Annotated in this window: 18 protein-coding genes and 1 riboswitch; of the genes, 8 read left to right on the top strand and 10 right to left on the bottom strand. The window is 71.4% G+C overall.

The features are described from left to right. Positions 1-20 precede the first annotated feature (20 nt). The 6 genes from ACQEV8_RS11630 to ACQEV8_RS11655 form a co-directional block, all read right to left on the bottom strand. The gene (locus tag ACQEV8_RS11630; RefSeq protein ID WP_432959540.1) at positions 21-971 is read right to left on the bottom strand and encodes a hypothetical protein; all 951 of its coding nucleotides are present in this window, start codon (positions 969-971) and stop codon (positions 21-23) included. 56 nt (positions 972-1027) lie between these two features. Continuing rightward, complete coding sequence (gene metF / locus ACQEV8_RS11635) at positions 1028-1951, bottom strand: methylenetetrahydrofolate reductase [NAD(P)H] (RefSeq protein ID WP_391104984.1); 924 nt, start codon at positions 1949-1951, stop codon at positions 1028-1030. Between the two features lie 104 nt (positions 1952-2055). Next, positions 2056-2715 carry a thiamine phosphate synthase gene (thiE, locus tag ACQEV8_RS11640; RefSeq protein WP_432959542.1) on the bottom strand — a complete coding sequence of 220 codons (660 nt, stop codon included), beginning with the start codon at positions 2713-2715 and terminating at the stop codon, positions 2056-2058. Between the two features lie 593 nt (positions 2716-3308). Beyond that, a complete protein-coding gene (locus tag ACQEV8_RS11645) occupies positions 3309-3674 on the bottom strand; it encodes an Rv2175c family DNA-binding protein (RefSeq protein WP_184596507.1) in 366 nt (121 codons plus the stop codon). Positions 3675-3753: 79 nt separating this feature from the next. Next, positions 3754-4995 carry an NAD(P)/FAD-dependent oxidoreductase gene (locus tag ACQEV8_RS11650; RefSeq protein WP_432959543.1) on the bottom strand — a complete coding sequence of 414 codons (1242 nt, stop codon included), beginning with the start codon at positions 4993-4995 and terminating at the stop codon, positions 3754-3756. 32 nt (positions 4996-5027) lie between these two features. Next, on the bottom strand, positions 5028-5378 hold the full coding sequence (locus tag ACQEV8_RS11655) for a hypothetical protein (protein WP_432959545.1): 351 nt from the start codon (positions 5376-5378) through the stop codon (positions 5028-5030). Positions 5379-5430: 52 nt separating this feature from the next. Further along, positions 5431-5542, top strand: a riboswitch (TPP riboswitch). Between ACQEV8_RS11655 and thiO the strand changes: the two genes are divergently transcribed. The 5 genes from thiO (at position 5540) to ACQEV8_RS11680 (ending at position 10683) form a co-directional block, all read left to right on the top strand. Further along, positions 5540-6709 carry a glycine oxidase ThiO gene (gene thiO / locus ACQEV8_RS11660; RefSeq protein ID WP_432959546.1) on the top strand — a complete coding sequence of 390 codons (1170 nt, stop codon included), beginning with the start codon at positions 5540-5542 and terminating at the stop codon, positions 6707-6709. It overlaps the preceding riboswitch by 3 nt. Beyond that, complete coding sequence (gene thiS / locus ACQEV8_RS11665) at positions 6706-6906, top strand: sulfur carrier protein ThiS (RefSeq protein WP_432959548.1); 201 nt, start codon at positions 6706-6708, stop codon at positions 6904-6906. The genes thiO and thiS overlap by 4 nt, the downstream gene beginning before the upstream one ends. A gap of 2 nt (positions 6907-6908) precedes the next feature. Then, a complete protein-coding gene (locus ACQEV8_RS11670) occupies positions 6909-7706 on the top strand; it encodes a thiazole synthase (protein WP_432959550.1) in 798 nt (265 codons plus the stop codon). Positions 7707-7810: 104 nt separating this feature from the next. Continuing rightward, positions 7811-9745 carry a Stk1 family PASTA domain-containing Ser/Thr kinase gene (gene pknB / locus ACQEV8_RS11675; protein WP_432959552.1) on the top strand — a complete coding sequence of 645 codons (1935 nt, stop codon included), beginning with the start codon at positions 7811-7813 and terminating at the stop codon, positions 9743-9745. A gap of 59 nt (positions 9746-9804) precedes the next feature. After that, positions 9805-10683, top strand: coding sequence for a deoxyribonuclease IV (locus ACQEV8_RS11680; RefSeq protein WP_432959553.1), 879 nt, complete (start codon positions 9805-9807; stop codon positions 10681-10683). A 12-nt stretch (positions 10684-10695) separates the two neighbouring features. Here the strand turns inward: ACQEV8_RS11680 and ACQEV8_RS11685 are convergent, their stop codons facing one another. Then, positions 10696-11346, bottom strand: a complete 651-nt coding sequence (locus ACQEV8_RS11685) for a sulfite oxidase-like oxidoreductase (protein WP_432959554.1) — start codon at positions 11344-11346, stop codon at positions 10696-10698. A 175-nt stretch (positions 11347-11521) separates the two neighbouring features. Between ACQEV8_RS11685 and bfr the strand changes: the two genes are divergently transcribed. Next, positions 11522-11998 carry a bacterioferritin gene (gene bfr / locus ACQEV8_RS11690; protein WP_261680601.1) on the top strand — a complete coding sequence of 159 codons (477 nt, stop codon included), beginning with the start codon at positions 11522-11524 and terminating at the stop codon, positions 11996-11998. 7 nt (positions 11999-12005) lie between these two features. On the opposite strand, the gene ACQEV8_RS11695 is transcribed toward bfr, so the two are convergent. Both ACQEV8_RS11695 and ACQEV8_RS11700 read right to left on the bottom strand, forming a co-directional pair. Further along, positions 12006-12248: a (2Fe-2S)-binding protein gene (locus ACQEV8_RS11695; RefSeq protein ID WP_432959555.1), complete on the bottom strand. Its 243-nt coding sequence runs from the start codon at positions 12246-12248 to the stop codon at positions 12006-12008. A gap of 148 nt (positions 12249-12396) precedes the next feature. Then, positions 12397-13749, bottom strand: coding sequence for a class II 3-deoxy-7-phosphoheptulonate synthase (locus ACQEV8_RS11700; protein ID WP_432959556.1), 1353 nt, complete (start codon positions 13747-13749; stop codon positions 12397-12399). Between the two features lie 96 nt (positions 13750-13845). Here ACQEV8_RS11700 and ACQEV8_RS11705 point away from each other — a divergent pair, with 96 nt between their 5' ends. Further along, positions 13846-13902 carry a trp operon leader peptide gene (locus ACQEV8_RS11705; protein ID WP_082319877.1) on the top strand — a complete coding sequence of 19 codons (57 nt, stop codon included), beginning with the start codon at positions 13846-13848 and terminating at the stop codon, positions 13900-13902. A gap of 104 nt (positions 13903-14006) precedes the next feature. Further along, a complete protein-coding gene (locus ACQEV8_RS11710) occupies positions 14007-15863 on the top strand; it encodes an anthranilate synthase family protein (RefSeq protein ID WP_432959558.1) in 1857 nt (618 codons plus the stop codon). Between the two features lie 39 nt (positions 15864-15902). On the opposite strand, the gene ACQEV8_RS11715 is transcribed toward ACQEV8_RS11710, so the two are convergent. Beyond that, a complete protein-coding gene (locus ACQEV8_RS11715) occupies positions 15903-16931 on the bottom strand; it encodes a 6-phosphofructokinase (RefSeq protein WP_432959560.1) in 1029 nt (342 codons plus the stop codon). Between the last annotated feature and the right edge of the window lie 23 nt (positions 16932-16954).

The following is a 16954-nucleotide window of genomic DNA, read 5'->3' on the forward strand; positions in this document are numbered from 1 at the left end:
CCCCGGCGGGGGGTCAGGCTTCAGAAACGGTACTGCTCGTCGAAGCCGTTGCCCTGCGGCTGCTGCCCGTTGCCCTGGTACGGGTACGGCTGCTCCGGCGGCAGCTCCTGCCCGTACTCGTCGGTGCGCTGCTGCGGGACCCACACACCACCGGGCGGGGACTCGCCGCCGTAGGTGCCGGCGTACTGGTCCTGGCCGTAGTCCTGCTGCTGGCCGTAGTACTGCTGGTCGCCGTAGCCGGTGTCGTACGAGGTCCCGCCGCCGTAAGTCCCGTTGCCGACGTACGGGTCGGAGTAGGCGGCGTACTGCTGCTGGCCCGTGGCGTCGTAGCCCTGCTGCTGGCCGTAGCCCGAGTAGTCGTAGGCGTAGGACTGGTCGGTGCCCTGGGCCGTGGCGGCGTACTGGTCGTGGGGCGGGCCCTGCTGGTAGCCGGTGTCGCCGTAGACGCCGTAGGAGCCGGTGTCGTCCGGGATGGGCTGCGGCTCGTAGACGGCGGTGGTCTCGGCGGCCGTCGGCTGGATCGGGCGAGCGGGGGTGAAGACGTCGTCGCGGTCGTAGTCGTCGCCCTGGCCGTAGGGGTCGGCGTCGCGGCGGTAGTCGCCACGCTCGCCGCTCTCGTCGCCGTAGCCACCGCCCGCCGCCTCCAGGCCGGAGACCTCGAGGGTCGGCTTCTGGCGGCCCCGGTCACCGCGGCCGCGCTTGCTGCCGCCCAGCATCGGGGCGCTCATCGCCCAGCCGGACGCGAAGCCGCTGCGGAACGACAGGGTGACGTAGGTCTGCCCGACCGCGAAGGCGGCCGCGCCCAGTCCGATCACGACGACCGACGGGATCAGGACCCCGACGACGACGCCGAGGAAGCCGGCGAAGGCCAGCAGCCGCCAGCGCAGCCGCGCCTTGTACTGCAGCAGCACCTCGCCCAGCAGCCACAGTGCGACGACGCCGAACGCGATGTAGAGGACCGCCCAGCCCATGTACGCCCCTCTCCCAGTGGCCGTTACGCAGTGTGTCGTATACCGGTGCGAACGGTCTAGGCCTGCGGTGAGTGGTGCAGGCCCAGGTTCTCGTAGATTTCCAGGGTCGCCGTGGAGTTGTTGAGCGTGATGAAGTGCAAGCCGGGCACTCCCTCGGCGAGCAGCCGCGCACAGAACTCCGTGGCGAATTCGATCCCAATGGAGCGTACAGCGGCCGGATCGTCTTTTGCTGTGAGGATCCGCTCTTTCAGGGCGTCCGGGAAGGCGGCGTTGGTGAGGGACGGGATCCGCGCCAGCGACTTCACGCTGGTGATCGGCATGATCTCGGGGATGACCGGGGTGTCGCAGCCGGCGGCCGCGACCCGGTCACGCAGCCGCAGATAATCCTCCGGCTGGAAGAACATCTGCGTGATCGCGTAGTCGGCGCCCGCGCGGCACTTGTCGACGAAGTGGCGGACGTCGGTGTCCCAGTCGCTGGAGCGCGGGTGCATCGCCGGGAAGGCGGCGACACCCACGCAGAAGTCGCCGGACGCCTTGATCAGCTCGACGAGCTCGGCGGCGTAGGCGAGGCCGCGGGGGTGCGGCACCCAGTCGCCCATCGGGTCGCCGGGCGGGTCACCGCGCAGGGCGAGCATGTTACGGATCCCAGCGTCGGCGTACTGGCCGATGATGTTGCGCAGGTCGGCGACGGAGTGGTCGACGGCCGTGAGGTGCGCGATCGGGGTCAGGGTGGTGTCGGAGGCGATCGCCTCGGTCGCTTTGACCGTGCCCGCGCGGGTGGAACCGCCCGCGCCGTAGGTCACGGACACGAAGTCGGGCGCCACCGCCTCGACCCGGCGCAGCGCGTTCCACAGGTTCCGCTCGCCCTTCGGAGTCTTGGGCGCGTAGAACTCGAACGAGTACGTCGTCTTACCCGTCGCGAGCATGTCGCGGACGGTGCGGGCGTGGTCCGACCTGATGGATGCGGTGCCGAGGGCCATACGGGCAGGTTAGCCAGGGGCGGTCGGTCCCCCAACCGGGCATCGACATTTGCCCGATTTGTGTACTTGTTGTCCACCCCTTGGACAACCGGCCAACCGGCGTCCTACTTCTCCCGCAGCCGCTTCGCGAACTCGGCAGCCGCCGCGCCCGGGTCGTCGGCCTCGGTCATCGCCCGTACGACGACGACGCGCCGGGCGCCCGCTTCCAGGACCTGGTCGAGGTTGCCGAGGTCGATACCGCCGATGGCGAACCAGGGGCGGTCGGTGCCGAGGGCGGCGGTGTACCGGACGAGGTCCAGGCCGGGGGCGTGGCGGCCGGGCTTGGTGGGGGTGGGCCAGCACGGTCCGGTGCAGAAGTAGTCCACGCCGTCCTGCGCCGCGGCCGCGGCGGCCTCGGACCCAGCGTGCGTGGAGCGGCCGATCAGGACGTCGTCGCCGAGGATCGCGCGGGCCGCCGGGACCGGGAGGTCGCCCTGGCCGAGGTGCAGCACGTCGGAGCCGGCGGCGTGGGCGACGTCGGCGCGGTCGTTGACCGCGAGCAGCTTCCCGTGCCGGGCGCAGGCGTCGGCGAAGACGGCCAGCTGCTCCAGCTCCTCGCCGGCCTCCATGCCCTTGTCCCGCAACTGCACGATGTCGACCCCGCCGGCCAGCACGGCATCGAGGAACTCCACGAGATCGCCCTGCCGCTTGCGGGCGTCGGTGCAGAGGTAGACCCGGGCGTCGGCGAGCTGGGCCCGTGCGGTGGTGGCGACGGTGTCGGGCATGTGTGTCCCCCTGGGTGTCGGTGGCGGGCGGGTGCGGAGACCCGTGCCGGTGTCGGTGGCGGGCGGGTGCGAGACGTACCCGAGCCCCTGGAGCTGCCGGGCGCCACGGCGCCCGTGTCGGCCGTCCGCGCCGGGCATGCGGCCGAAGCGCCCTCGGGTGAGGGCGGGACCAGGGGCGCGCCGGAGAGCGCCCCGTGCCGGTGCCGGAAGGGCAGCCGGCACCCCGCCTCGTCGGCATACCCGCCGAGTCGCGCGGCAGGGCGGCGGGGCCACTCTGCCGGTGACAGGCGGGCGGCGACGGCCCACTGTCGGCCGCTGCCCGCAAAGGGCCACGGCAACCCCGGGCAGGTCCCGAGTCTCTCACCGGGACCGGGCGGCAGCCGAGCCTCTATGGGAGGCAGCGACCGTCCCCGGGCCGGGCGGCCCGAGGCCCCCGGGAGGGGCCCCGCAGGGCCCGACCCGGCGGCCCACGCCCCGAGCGGGCGCGAGCCGCCCCGGGCCCGTGGCCCCACGGGCCGCAGCCCGTGCTCCGGGCAGTCGTTCAGGTCCGGCCCCGCTCGCACGGCACCGGACGGTGTCTCGTCGAGGCCGGGTCAGACCGCGAGCGCCTGGGCGCGGCGCTTCACCTCCGTGCCGCGATTCTCACTCAGGGCCTGCGCCGGGGTGCCGGGCAGGCTCGGGTCGGGGGTGAAGAGCCACTCCAGCATCTCCTCGTCCGTGAAGCCGTCGTCCCGCAGGAGCGTCAGGGTCCCGGACAGGCCCTTGACGACCTTGTCCCCGTCGATGAAGGCGGCGGGGACGTGCAGCGCGCGGTTCTCACCTCGGCGTACGGCGATGAGCTGGCCGTCCTTGACCAGCTGCCGCACACGCGTCACCTCGACATCGAACTGTTCGGCGATGTCGGGGAGGGTGAGCCAGGCGGGGACGAGAGCATCGATCTTTGCGTCAATCTCGGTCACGGGAACCAGCCTGCCATCCCCCACTGACAGTCGGAAGTCAGCCCGGCCCACCTGGGCGGACAACGCGCTCCCCCGACAGCTACGCCGTCGCCGCCTTCAGCGGCCTGGCCGGGTCCTCCAGCAGCACCGGATTCATGGCGGCGCCCGACTCGATCAGACGACGCCCCTGCGCCAGGTCCCGGGGACGGCCCACCGCCAGCAGCGCGACCAGCCGGTCGCCACGGAGCCAGCACACCGTCCAGGCCGGCCCGGCCGGGTCGCCCCGCCACAGGGTCGTGTCGGCGCCGGCGTGGTGCCCGGCGTACTGCACGAACCGCCCGAACTGCTCGGACCAGAAGTACGGCACCGGGTCGTACACCGCCGGAGCCTCCCCCGAGGCCCGGCCGACGATGTTCAGGGCCACCGTGCGCGGCCCCTGGAGGGCGTTGTCCCAGTGGTGCACCAGCAGGCGCCCGCCGTACCGCCCCGACGGGAAGGAGGCACAGTCGCCGACGGCGTAGACGTCCGGCACCGCCGTACGCAGGTGCTGGTCGCACACGATCTCGCCCTGGGGGCCGAGATCCACGCCGGAGCCGGCCAGCCACGCCGTCGCGGGGCGGGCACCGATGCCGACCACGACCGCGCCAGCGGGAAGCCGCGTGCCGTCATCGAGGACCACCGCGCCGGGTTCGACGCGCTCCACGCGCGCGTGGGTGCGCAGGACCGCACCCGCGTCGGCGTACCAGCCGGCCATCGGGGCCGCGACCTCGGCGGGCAGTGCCCCGGCGAGGGGCCGTTCGGCGGCCTCCACGACGGTCACCGCGCAGCCCGCCTCGCGCGCGGCCGTGGCGAACTCGGCGCCGATCCAGCCCGCGCCGACGACCACGATGTCGTGCTTGCGGGCCAGTACGGGCCGCAGCCGCTCGGCGTCGTCCAGGGTGCGCAGCAGATGTACGCCCGGCACGCCCTCCGCACCGGGCAGCCGGATCGGTTCGGCCCCGGTCGCGACGACGAGGGCGTCGTACGGCACGGGTCCGTCCTCGGTGTCCAGCTCGTGATCGCCGGGCCGCAGGCCCAGCACCTCGCAGCCGAGTCGCAGTTCGATGCCGAGGGCCTCGAAGTCGAGGTCGAAGGCAGAGCCCTCGGCCTTGCCGAGCAGGACGGCCTTGGACAACGGGGGCCGGTCGTAGGGCTGGTGGGGCTCGGCGCCGATGAGGGTCACGGTGCCGGTGAAGCCCTGCTCCCGCAGGGCGACCGCGGTCTGCACACCGGCCATGCCCGCACCCGCCACGACCACGCGCCTGGGCGCGCACGGACCTGGTTCCTGCGTCTGCTCGCTCACCTGATCACCATAGACACCTGACGTTTTGTCAGTCAGTGCTCATGCGCAGTGACCTGCTCCACAACGCTCGTCCCGCTGCCCTGCTGCGACTCCCACTCCCACGTCTCCTCCAGCCGCACCCGCCCGTCGGGCAGCTCCACGACCGTCGACGCACAGTGCCCGGAGGACGTGGTTCCGTCCTGCTTGAGCTGTACGTACCGGAAGTCCAGCCGGTCACCTTCCCGGGTACCCACGAGATGGCCGCGTACGACGTCGCCGCCCGTGTACTCGGCCCAGATCTCGCCGTCCTTCTCGTGGTACGTGAACCGGGTGCGGGTCCCCACCTGGCCCGGCGCCTGGTCGGCTACCGGGGCCAGGAGAAGACCGTCGAGGGATCGGGCCATGGACGGAGGCTCCCTTACTGCGACATACGGCATCGGGCTAGGGTGGCCAACGTAGAGCACTCGCGGGAGCCCGGACGCACCGGGCTGAGAGGGAGGCTGGCGGCCTCCGACCGTACGAACCTGATCCGGGTCATGCCGGCGAAGGGAGGGGCTGGACGCCCATGCCGCGTACGCGAACGTCAGACGTCCTCGTCATCGGGGGCGGCATCATCGGCCTGGTCACCGCGTGGCGGGCCGCACAACGCGGGCTCGCCACGGCCGTGGTGGACCCCGAGCCGGGCGGCGGGGCCGCGCAGGTGGCGGCCGGCATGCTGGCCGCCGTCACGGAACTGCACTACGGCGAGCAGACCCTGCTCGGCCTGAACCTCGCCTCCGCCCGGCGCTACCCGGACTTCGTGGCCGAGCTCACCGACCTCACGGGCCACGACCTCGGCTACCGCCGCTGCGGCACGCTCGCGGTGGCCCTGGACGCCGACGACCGGGCTCATCTGCGCGAACTGCACGCCCTTCAGCAGCAGTCCGGCCTGGACTCGCAGTGGCTGTCGGGGCGGGAGTGCCGCCGCCTGGAGCCGATGCTCGCGCCGGGCGTGCGCGGCGGGCTGCGGGTCGACGGCGACCACCAGATCGACCCGCGGCGGCTGTCCGGGGCACTGGTGACGGCGTGCGAGCGGGCGGGTGTGGTCTTCCACCGGGCGTGGGCGGAGCGGCTCACCGTCGTACGGGACCGGGCAGCGGGCGTCGTCACGGCCGACGGGACACCCCTGGACGCCGGGCAGGTGGTGCTGGCCGGGGGCAGCCTCAGCGGACGGCTCACGGGCGTCCCCGGGGACGTGCTGCCGCCCGTGCGACCGGTGAAGGGGCAGGTCGTACGGCTGACCATGCCGGGGCGGCACGGGCCTTTCCTGAGCCGGACCGTGCGCGCGGTCGTGCGCGGCAGCCATGTCTATCTGGTACCGCGCGAGAGCGGCGAGCTGGTCATCGGCGCGACCAGCGAGGAAACGGGCTGGGACACCACCGTGACCGCGGGCGGCGTGTACGAGCTGCTGCGCGACGCGCACGAGCTGGTCCCGGGCGTCACCGAGCTGCCGTTCACGGAGACCCGGGCCGGACTGCGGCCCGGCTCCCCCGACAACGCGCCGCTGCTCGGCCCGACCGGTCTGGAGGGCCTGCTGCTGGCCACGGGGCACTACCGCAACGGTGTCCTGCTCACGCCGGTGACCGGCGACGCCCTGGCACACGCCCTGACTGCGGGCGAACTGCCCGAGGAGGCCCGTCCCTTCACCCCGAAGCGCTTCAGTACCGCCACCGCACTCACGGAGCAGCCCGTATGAACATCTCCGTCAACGGGGAGCCCCGCATTGTCCGGCCCGGCACGGCTCTCGACACCGTCGTGAGCTCGCTCACCACCTCGCCCTCCGGAGTGGCCGCCGCCCTCAACGAAACCGTCGTCCCGCGCGCACAGTGGCAGGCCACGTCCCTCGCCGAGGGGGACCGCGTGGAAGTCCTCACCGCCGTCCAAGGAGGCTGACCATGGCCGACGATCCGTTTGTCCTCGGTGGTACGTCCTTCACGTCCCGCCTGATCATGGGTACGGGCGGGGCGCCCAGCCTCGACGTGCTGGAGCGCTCGCTGGTCGCCTCCGGGACGGAACTGACGACGGTCGCGATGCGCCGGGTGAACCCCTCGGTGCACGGTTCCGTGCTGTCCCTCCTGGACCGGCTCGGCATCCGGGTGCTGCCCAACACGGCGGGCTGTTTCACGGCCGGGGAGGCCGTCCTCACGGCCCGTCTCGCGCGCGAGGCCCTCGGCACCGACCTGGTCAAGCTGGAGGTCATCGCCGACGAGCGCACGCTGCTGCCGGATCCGATCGAGACGCTGGAGGCGGCCGAGACACTGGTGGACGACGGCTTCACGGTGCTGCCGTACACCAACGACGATCCTGTGCTGGCGCGCAAGCTGGAGGACGTGGGCTGCGCGGCGATCATGCCGCTTGGCTCACCGATCGGGTCCGGGCTCGGTATCCGCAACCCGCACAACTTCCAGCTGATCACCGAGCACGCGCGCGTGCCGGTGATCCTGGACGCCGGTGCCGGTACGGCGTCGGACGCGGCGCTGGCGATGGAGCTGGGGTGCGCGGGTGTGATGCTCGCCTCGGCGGTGACGCGGGCGCAGGAGCCGGTCCTGATGGCCGACGCGATGCGGCACGCCGTGGAGGCAGGGCGGCTGGCGTACCGGGCCGGGCGCATCCCGCGGCGGCATTTCGCGGAGGCGTCTTCGCCGGGTGAGGGCATGGCCGTGCTGGATCCGGAGCGGCCCGCTTTCCGGTGAGCCCGGGCAGCGGGCCGGGACACACGTCACAGGTCGGCTGCAGTCCCGCCCCCGAAAACAGCCGGGGCGGCGGGCTGTCGGTCGTGGCTCGTACACTCGCCTGCGTGGACACGACCCTTCAGGACCCCTTGGTCGGGCAGGTGCTCGACGGCCGGTATCGCATCGACGCGCGGATCGCCGTCGGCGGGATGGCGACGGTCTACCGGGCTGTGGACACCCGGCTGGACCGCGTTCTCGCGCTCAAGGTGATGCACCCCTCGCTCGCGGTGGACGGCTCGTTCGTCGAGCGGTTCATCCGCGAGGCGAAGTCCGTCGCCCGGCTGGCCCATCCGAACGTGGTGCAGGTATTCGACCAGGGCACCGACGGCAGTTACGTCTATCTCGCCATGGAGTACGTGGCGGGCTGCACCCTGCGGGACGTGCTGCGCGAGCGCGGGGCCCTGCAGCCGCGCGCCGCCCTGGACATCCTGGAGCCGGTGCTGGCCGCGCTGGGCGCCGCGCACCGCGCCGGGTTCGTGCACCGGGACATGAAGCCGGAGAACGTCCTGATAGGGGACGACGGCCGGGTGAAGGTCGCCGACTTCGGGCTCGTCCGGGCCGTGGACACCGTGACGAACACCACGGGGACCGTGCTCGGCACGGTCGCGTACCTCGCGCCCGAGCAGATAGAGAACGGCACCGCGGACCCCCGCGTCGACGTGTACGCGTGCGGGGTGATGCTGTACGAGATGCTGACCGGCGACAAGCCGCACGACGCGGACTCCCCGGCCGTGATCCTGTACAAGCACCTGCACGAGGATGTCCCGCCGCCGTCGGCCGCCGTACCCGGTCTGGCCTACGAGCTGGACGAGATGGTGGCCTCGGCGACCGCCCGCACCCCGGACGTCCGCCCGCACGACGCGGTGGCGCTGCTCGCGCGGGTCCGCGAGGGGCGCGCCGGGCTGAGCGCGGAGCAGCTGGACGTGGTGCCGCCGCAGGCGCTCTCCGCGGAGCACGACGGCGCCGACGACCGTACGAGCGTGATCCCGCGCGCCCTGACCACGCTGCGTCCGCTGCCGGTCAACGAGGACGACGAGACGTCCGAGGCGGCGCTCAACCGCACCAGCCGTTTCGAGTCCCCGCCGCCCCCGCCGTCCCGGCGCCGCTCGGGGTCCCGGCGCGGTCCGCTGGCGATCGTCGTCGCCGTGCTGCTGGTACTGGGCCTCGGCGGCGGCATCTGGTACATCAACTCGGGCCAGTTCACCGAGGTCCCCCCGCTGCTGGCGAAGACCCAGACCGAGGCCGAGAGCCGGCTGGAGGACGCCGGGCTGGATCTCGGCAAGGTCGAGCACGCCTACAGCGACACCGTGGAGCGGGGCCAGATCATCAGCTCCGACCCGAAGGCCGGGGCGCGCATCCGTGGCAACGACTCGGTGAGCATCACCGTGTCCGACGGCCCCGAGACCGTGCGGGTGCCCGCCCTGGAAGGCCAGAAGCTGGCCAAGGCGCGGGCCCAGCTGAAGGAGGACGGTCTTGAGCCGGGCATGGTCACCCGGGAGTTCAGCGAGGACGTGCCGAAGGGCTCGGTGATCTCCGCGCGGCCCGCCGACGGCACGAAGGTGCGTGCGGGCACGGCCGTCGCGCTGGTCGTCAGCAAGGGCAGCCCCATCGACATCCCGGATGTCACCGGCGCGGACGAAGCCGACGCCCGGGCGCAGCTGCAGGACGCCGGGCTCAAGGTGAAGATCGCCACCGAGCGGGTCAACTCCTCCGAGTTCGACAAGGGCCAGGTCGCCAAGCAGACGCCGAACGCCGGCGGCCGGGCGGCCGAGGGCGACACGGTGACGCTGACGCTGTCCAAGGGCCCCGAGATGATCGAGGTCCCGGACGTGACCGGCGACAGCGTCGACGACGCCACGCGGACGCTGGAGAGCGCCGGGTTCCAGGTCGAGGAGGACCGCGGCCTGCTCGGCCTGTTCGGCGACGAGGTCAAGGGGCAGTCCGTCGAGGGCGGCCAGACGGCGCCCAAGGGTTCGACGATCACCATCAAGATCAGGTGACGAGCGCGGGCGGGCAGCCCGTGGACGGGGCTGGGCCGGACGCATGACACCCTGAACGGGTGAACAATCAGCTGTCCGGCCCCTCCCGCAACCCGGTGGGCGGCCATGTCCCCGTGGCCGGTGGGCTGCACTCCGTCGGTCTGTCGTACGCCCGTGATCTGAAGGCGGAGACCGTCCAGGTCTTCGTCGCCAACCCGCGCGGCTGGGCCACACCCGCCGGAAATCCGAAGCAGGACGAGGCGTTCCGCGCGGCGTGCGAGACCGAGTCGATCCCGGCGTACGTCCACGCTCCCTACCTGATCAACTTCGGCTCGCACACCGAGGCGACCGCGGAGAAGTCGGTGGAGTCACTGCGGCACTCGCTGCGCCGCGGGCGGGAGATCGGGGCGCTGGGCGTTGTCGTGCACACCGGCAGTGCGACGGGCGGCCGGGAGCGGTCGGTGGCGCTGCGGCAGGTGCGGGAGCGTCTGCTGCCGCTGCTGGACGAGCTGACCCACGACGACGACCCGTATCTGCTCCTGGAGTCGACCGCCGGCCAGGGCGCCTCGCTGTGCTCGCGGACCTGGGACTTCGGCCCGTACTTCGAAGCGCTGGACGCCCACCCGATGCTCGGCGTGTGCCTGGACACCTGCCACATCTTCGCCGCGGGGCATGATCTGACCGGCCCGAGCGGCATGCACCAGACGCTGGACCTGCTGGTGGACACGGTCGGCGAGGGCCGGCTGAAGCTGATCCACGCCAACGACTCCAAGGACGTGGTGGGCGCGCACAAGGACCGGCACGAGAACATCGGCGTGGGCCACATCGGCGAGGACCCGTTCCGGGCCCTGATGACGCACCCCGCGACCGAGGGCGTGCCGCTGATCATCGAGACACCGGGCGGCAAGGAGGGGCACGCGGCGGACGTGGAGCGGCTGAAGAAGCTGCGTGATCTCTGAGGCCGCTCGGTCTCAGAGGTCGGGGCCGTCCCCGGGCTCCTCCTGGTACGAGTAGCGCTGCTCATGCCACGGGTCGCCGACGTTGTGGTAGCCGCGCTCCTCCCAGAAACCGCGCCGGTCGGCGGTCATGTATTCCACGCCGCGCACCCACTTGGGGCCCTTCCAGGCGTACAGGTGGGGCACGACCAGGCGCAGCGGGAAGCCGTGCTCGGCGGTGAGGAGTTCGCCGTCCTTGTGGGTCGCGAACAGGGCCTGCTCGGAGGCGAAGTCGGACAGCCGGAGGTTGGAGCTGAATCCGTACTCGGCCCACACCATCACATGGGTGACGTCGTCCGCGGGCGGGGCGATGTCGAGGATGGTGCGCGCGGGGACCCCGCCCCACTCGGCGCCCAGCATGCTGAACTTCGTGACGCAGTGCAGATCGGCCACGACGGTGGTGTACGGCAGGGCGGTGAACTCCTCGTGGGTCCAGCAGTCCTTGCCGCCGCCGGCGGTGGCGCCGAAGACCCTGAACTCCCAGCGCTCGGGCCGGAACTTGGGGACGGGCCCGTAGTGCGTGACCGGCCAGCCGCGCTGCAATCGCTGTCCCGGCGGAAGCCCGGGCTGCGTCGCTCCCGCCGAATCACGCCCTTCTCCCGATTCGCGTCCCACCGGCTGACCCATGTGTCCATCCTGACAGACCTCGGGTAATGCCCTTGACCCGGGCCATTTCAAATCGGGGCATTCCGAACTAAGCATGCCCTTACTTACTAAGTGAAGACTTACTGGACGATCTTCTTCCGCGGTGGAATCATGCGGCGCAACCTGCCAGTTCTTACGCGTGGAAGGAGCCTCTGCGATGCAGGGCGACCCCGAGGTCCTCGAATTCCTGAACGAGCAGTTGACCGGCGAGCTGACGGCGATCAACCAGTACTGGCTGCACTACCGGATCCAGGACAACAAAGGCTGGACCAAGCTCGCCAAGTACACGCGTGAAGAGTCCATCGATGAGATGAAGCACGCGGACAAGATCACCGAGCGCATCCTCATGCTGGACGGTCTGCCCAACTACCAGCGGCTCTTCCATGTCCGGGTCGGGCAGACGGTCACCGAGATGTTCCAGGCCGACCGACAGGTCGAGGTCGAGGCGATCGACCGCCTCAAGCGCGGCATCGAGGTGATGCGCACCAAGGGCGACGTCACGTCCGCGAACCTCTTCGAGTCGATCCTCGAGGACGAGGAGCACCACATCGACTATCTGGACACGCAGCTGGAGCTCATCGAGCAGCTCGGCGAGGCGCTGTACATCGCGCAGCAGATCGAGCAGCCGAGCTAGGACCCGCCTAGGCGGCGTCTTCCAGATCCGACAGGTCCGAGAGCACCGGTGCACCCCGGTCGGCCATGTCCCGGCGAGGGCACGCACCCCTGCCGAGGAGCGCCTGGATGCGGCGTACACACGACCCGCAGTCCGTGCCCGCCTTGCAGGCGGAGGCTATCTGGCGGGGGGTGCAGGCACCGCTGTCCGCGTGCTGTTTGACCTGCTGCTCGGTGATCCCGAAACAACTGCAGATGTACACGCGGCTCACCTCCCGGCGGGTTCGTTTCTTGGCGCCGTCCCCGTTGATCGGTGAGGCTAACCTAACCTTACCCGCCGGGTCGGAGCCACAAAAGTGGAGAGGGGCGCGGATCCTGTGATCCGCGCCCCAGTCCATGCCCGGGTAACAGGCGATCCTGTTACTGGTCCCTGTACATCTCGGCCACGAGGAACGCCAGGTCCAGCGACTGGCTGCGGTTGAGCCGCGGGTCGCAGGCCGTCTCGTAGCGCTGGTGCAGATCGTCGACGAAGATCTCGTCGCCGCCGCCCACGCACTCGGTGACGTCGTCGCCGGTGAGCTCCACGTGGATGCCGCCCGGGTGGGTGCCGAGCGCCTTGTGGACCTCGAAGAAGCCCTTGACCTCGTCGAGCACGTCGTCGAAGCGGCGGGTCTTGTGCCCGGAGGCCGCCTCGAAGGTGTTGCCGTGCATCGGGTCGGTCACCCAGGCCACGGTGGCGCCCGAGGCGGTGACCTTCTCCACCAGCTCGGGGAGCTTGTCGCGGACCTTGTCGGCGCCCATGCGGACGATGAAGGTCAGCCGGCCCGGCTCACGCTCCGGGTCGAGACGCTCGATGTACTGCAGCGCGTCCTCGGCCGTGGTCGTCGGGCCCAGCTTGATGCCGATCGGGTTGCGGATCTGCGAGGCGAACTCGACATGCGCGTGGTCCAGCTGCCGGGTGCGCTCGCCGATCCACACCATGTGCCCGGAGACGTCGTACAGCTGCCCGGTGCGTGAGTCGACCCGGGTCAGGGCGGACTCGTAGTCGAGCAGCAGCGCCTCGTGCGAGGAGTAGAACTCGACGGTCTTGAACTCCTCCGGGTCGGCCCCGCAGGCATGCATGAAGTTCAGCGCCTGGTCGATCTCGCGCGCCAGCTGCTCGTAGCGCTGCCCCGAGGGGGACGACTTCACGAAGTCCTGGTTCCAGGCGTGCACCTGGCGCAGGTCGGCGTAGCCGCCGGTGGTGAAGGCGCGCACCAGGTTCAGCGTGGAGGCGGAGGCGTGGTACATCCGCTTCAGGCGCTCGGGGTCCGGGATGCGGGCGGCCTCGTTGAAGTCGAAGCCGTTGACCGAGTCGCCGCGGTAGGTCGGCAGGGTCACGCCGTCGCGGGTCTCGGTGCCCTTGGAGCGCGGCTTGGAGTACTGGCCGGCGATCCGGCCCACCTTCACCACGGGCACGGACGCGGCGTACGTGAGCACGGCGCCCATCTGGAGCAGCGTCTTCAGCTTGTTGCGGATGTGGTCCGCGGACACGGCGTCGAAGGCCTCGGCGCAGTCGCCGCCCTGGAGGAGGAACGCCTCTCCCTTGGCGACGGCCGCCATCCGGGCGCGCAGCTGGTCGCACTCGCCCGCGAAGACGAGCGGCGGATACGACTCGAGGTCCGCAACGACTGCGCGCAGAGCCTCGGTGTCGGGGTACTCGGGCTGCTGCGCCGCGGGCAGGTCTCGCCAGGTGTTGCCAGCACTCGCGCTGGTCTTAGCGTTCACGGTCACGACCTCAACATTACGGGGTCGTGTCGGACGTCCTGACCCATGCCCAGCAATTGAGACACCGAGTACACCCATCGGACATGGGGTAAGGTCCCTCGCATGTTCGCGCACTCGATCCAGACCTGGTGGTGGACCGCTCATCCGGCGGCCCACTGACTGCGCGTACGACTGACTTCGCGAAGGCCGCCCGAGGGGCGGCCTTCGGTGTTCCCGGGGTCCGTTCCTCACCGCCATCGATCGACATCGACGGAAGAGGAACCATGGACCTGGCACAGCTCCTTCACGATCCGCGCCCCTTCGCGCTGCTGCGCCGCCGCACCCCGGGCCGGGACCACGAGCAGGTCGAGGTCCTGATCGGCCCGGTCGCCACGTACGACCGGCTCGCCGACCTCCCCGACGAGGGCCTCGCGCTCGTCCCCTTCCGGCAGATCCGTGAGCGCGGCTTCGACGTCCGCGACGACGGCACTCCTCTGGCGGTGCTGACGCCCGAGGAGTCGTACGAGATCCCGCTGGCCGAGGCCCTGGAACAACTCCCGGGGCATGACGTGCGGGTCGAGGGCGGCGGCTTCGACGTCGGCGACGGGGAGTACGCGGAGATCGTCGGGCGTGTGCTGCGGGAGGAGATCGGGCGGGGCGAGGGCGCGAACTTCGTGATCCGGCGCACGTACGAGGGCGGGATCCCGGGATTCGGCCGGGCCGACGCGCTGGCGCTGTTCCGGCGGCTGCTGGAGGGCGAGCGGGGCGCGTACTGGACCTTCGTCGTGCACACCGGGGACCGGACGCTGGTCGGGGCGAGCCCGGAGGTGCACGTCCGGATGTCCGGCGGCACGGTCGTCATGAACCCGATCAGCGGCACCTACCGCTACCCCGCCGAGGGGCCGACCCCTGAGCATCTGCTCGGCTTCCTCGCCGACGGCAAGGAGATCGAGGAGCTGTCGATGGTCGTCGACGAGGAGCTCAAGATGATGTGCACCGTCGGCGACATGGGCGGCGTCGTGGTCGGGCCACGGCTGAAGGAGATGGCGCACCTCGCGCACACCGAGTACGAGCTGCGCGGGAAGTCCTCGCTGGACGCGCGGGAGGTGCTGAAGGAGACCATGTTCGCGGCGACCGTCACCGGCTCTCCGGTACAGAACGCCTGCCGGGTGATCGAGCGGCACGAGGCCGGGGGGCGTGGCTACTACGCCGGGGCGCTGGCCCTGCTCGGGCGGGATCCCGGCGGGACGCAGACCCTGGACTCCCCCATCCTCATCCGCACCGCCGACATCGACGCGGACGGCGGGCTGCGGGTGCCGGTCGGTGCCACGCTCGTGCGCGGGTCCGACCCCGAGAGCGAGGTCGCGGAGACGCACGCGAAGGCGGCGGGCGTGCTGGCGGCCCTGGGTGTACGGCCGGGCAGGCCGCGTGCGGAGTCCGTGCGGCCGAGGCTCGCCGAGGATCCACGCGTGCGTGCCGCGCTCGACGGCCGCCGGGCGTCGCTGGCGCCGTTCTGGCTGCGGATGCAGGAGCGCTCCGAAAAGCTCACGGGACACGCCCTGGTCGTCGACGGTGAGGACACCTTCACGGCGATGCTCGCGCATGTGCTGCGGTCGAGCGGCCTGGAGGTGTCCGTCCGGCGCTACGACGAGGCGGGGCTGCGGGAGGCGGTGCTCGCGCACGAGGGTCCGGTGGTGCTCGGCCCGGGTCCCGGGGACCCCGCCGATCTCACCGACCCCAAGATGCGGATCCTGCGGAACCTCACGGCCGAGGTCCTGCGCGGCCATCCGCACGGCGTGCTCGGCGTCTGCCTCGGGCACGAGCTGATCGCGGCCGAGCTGGGGCTGGAGATCGTACGGAAGGACGTGCCGTACCAGGGCGCGCAGACGGAGATCGAGCTGTTCGGCCGGCGCGAGACCGTCGGCTTCTACAACAGCTTCGTGGCGCGCTGCGACGAAGAGGCGCACCAGGAGCTGGCCGCGCACGGCGTCGAGGTCAGCCGGGCCGCGAACGGCGAGGTGCACGCGATGCGCGGGCCCGGGTTCGCCGGGGTGCAGTTCCACCCGGAGTCGATCCTGACGCTGAACGGCGCCGCGGTCGTACGGGAGTTGGTGGGGCAGTCGCGCAACACGACCGTGTAGCCGTCCGGGGGCCGGCGCCCCCGGACGTCCGTGTCCCGGTCAGCCGAAGAAGACGCCGACCTCCTCGTACAGCGTGGGGTCCACCGTCTTCAGCCGGGCCGTCGCGTCGGCGATCGGGACCCGGACGATGTCCGTGCCGCGCAGGGCGACCATCGTGCCGAAGTCGCCGTCGCGGACGCAGTCGATGGCGTGCAGTCCGAAGCGGGTGGCGAGCCAGCGGTCGAAGGCGCTGGGGGTGCCGCCACGCTGGACATGGCCCAGGACGGTGGTGCGAGCCTCCTTGCCCGTGCGCTTCTCGATCTGCTTGGCCAGCCACTCGCCGACGCCGGACAACCGCACGTGCCCGAAGGAGTCCAGCGTCTGGTCCTTCAGGACCATGTCGCCGTCCTTCGGCATCGCCCCCTCGGCGACGACCACGATCGGGGCGTACGACGCCCTGAAGCGGGACGTCACCCAGGCGCAGACCTGCTCGACGTCGAAGCGCTGCTCGGGGATGAGGATGACGTTCGCGCCGCCGGCCAGGCCGGAGTGGAGGGCGATCCAGCCGGCGTGCCGGCCCATCACCTCGACGACCAGGACCCTCATATGGGACTCGGCGGTGGTGTGCAGCCGGTCGATCGCCTCGGTCGCGATGCCGACCGCGGTGTCGAAGCCGAAGGTGTAGTCGGTGGCGGACAGGTCGTTGTCGATGGTCTTCGGGACGCCGACGCAGGGCACGCCGTGGTCGTCGGACAGCCGGGCGGCCACGCCCAGGGTGTCCTCGCCGCCGATGGCGATGAGCGCCTCGACCTCCATGGCGGCGAGGTTCTCCTTGATACGGCGGATGCCGTTCTCCACCTTCAGCGGGTTGGTCCGCGAGGAGCCGAGGATCGTGCCGCCGCGGGGCAGGATGCCGCGCACGGCGGGGATGTCGAGCCGGACGGTGTCGCCTTCCAGGGGGCCTCGCCAGCCGTCCCGGAAGCCGGTGAAGTCATAGCCGTACTCCTGCACGCCCTTGCGGACGATGGCCCGGATGACGGCGTTGAGGCCGGGGCAGTCGCCGCCTCCGGTCAGTACTCCGACGCGCATGGAACAGTCCCTTCGCCGCAGGT

This window comes from Streptomyces sp. CA-179760 (genome assembly GCF_050937045.1).
Classification (GTDB): Bacteria; Actinomycetota; Actinomycetes; order Streptomycetales; family Streptomycetaceae; genus Streptomyces.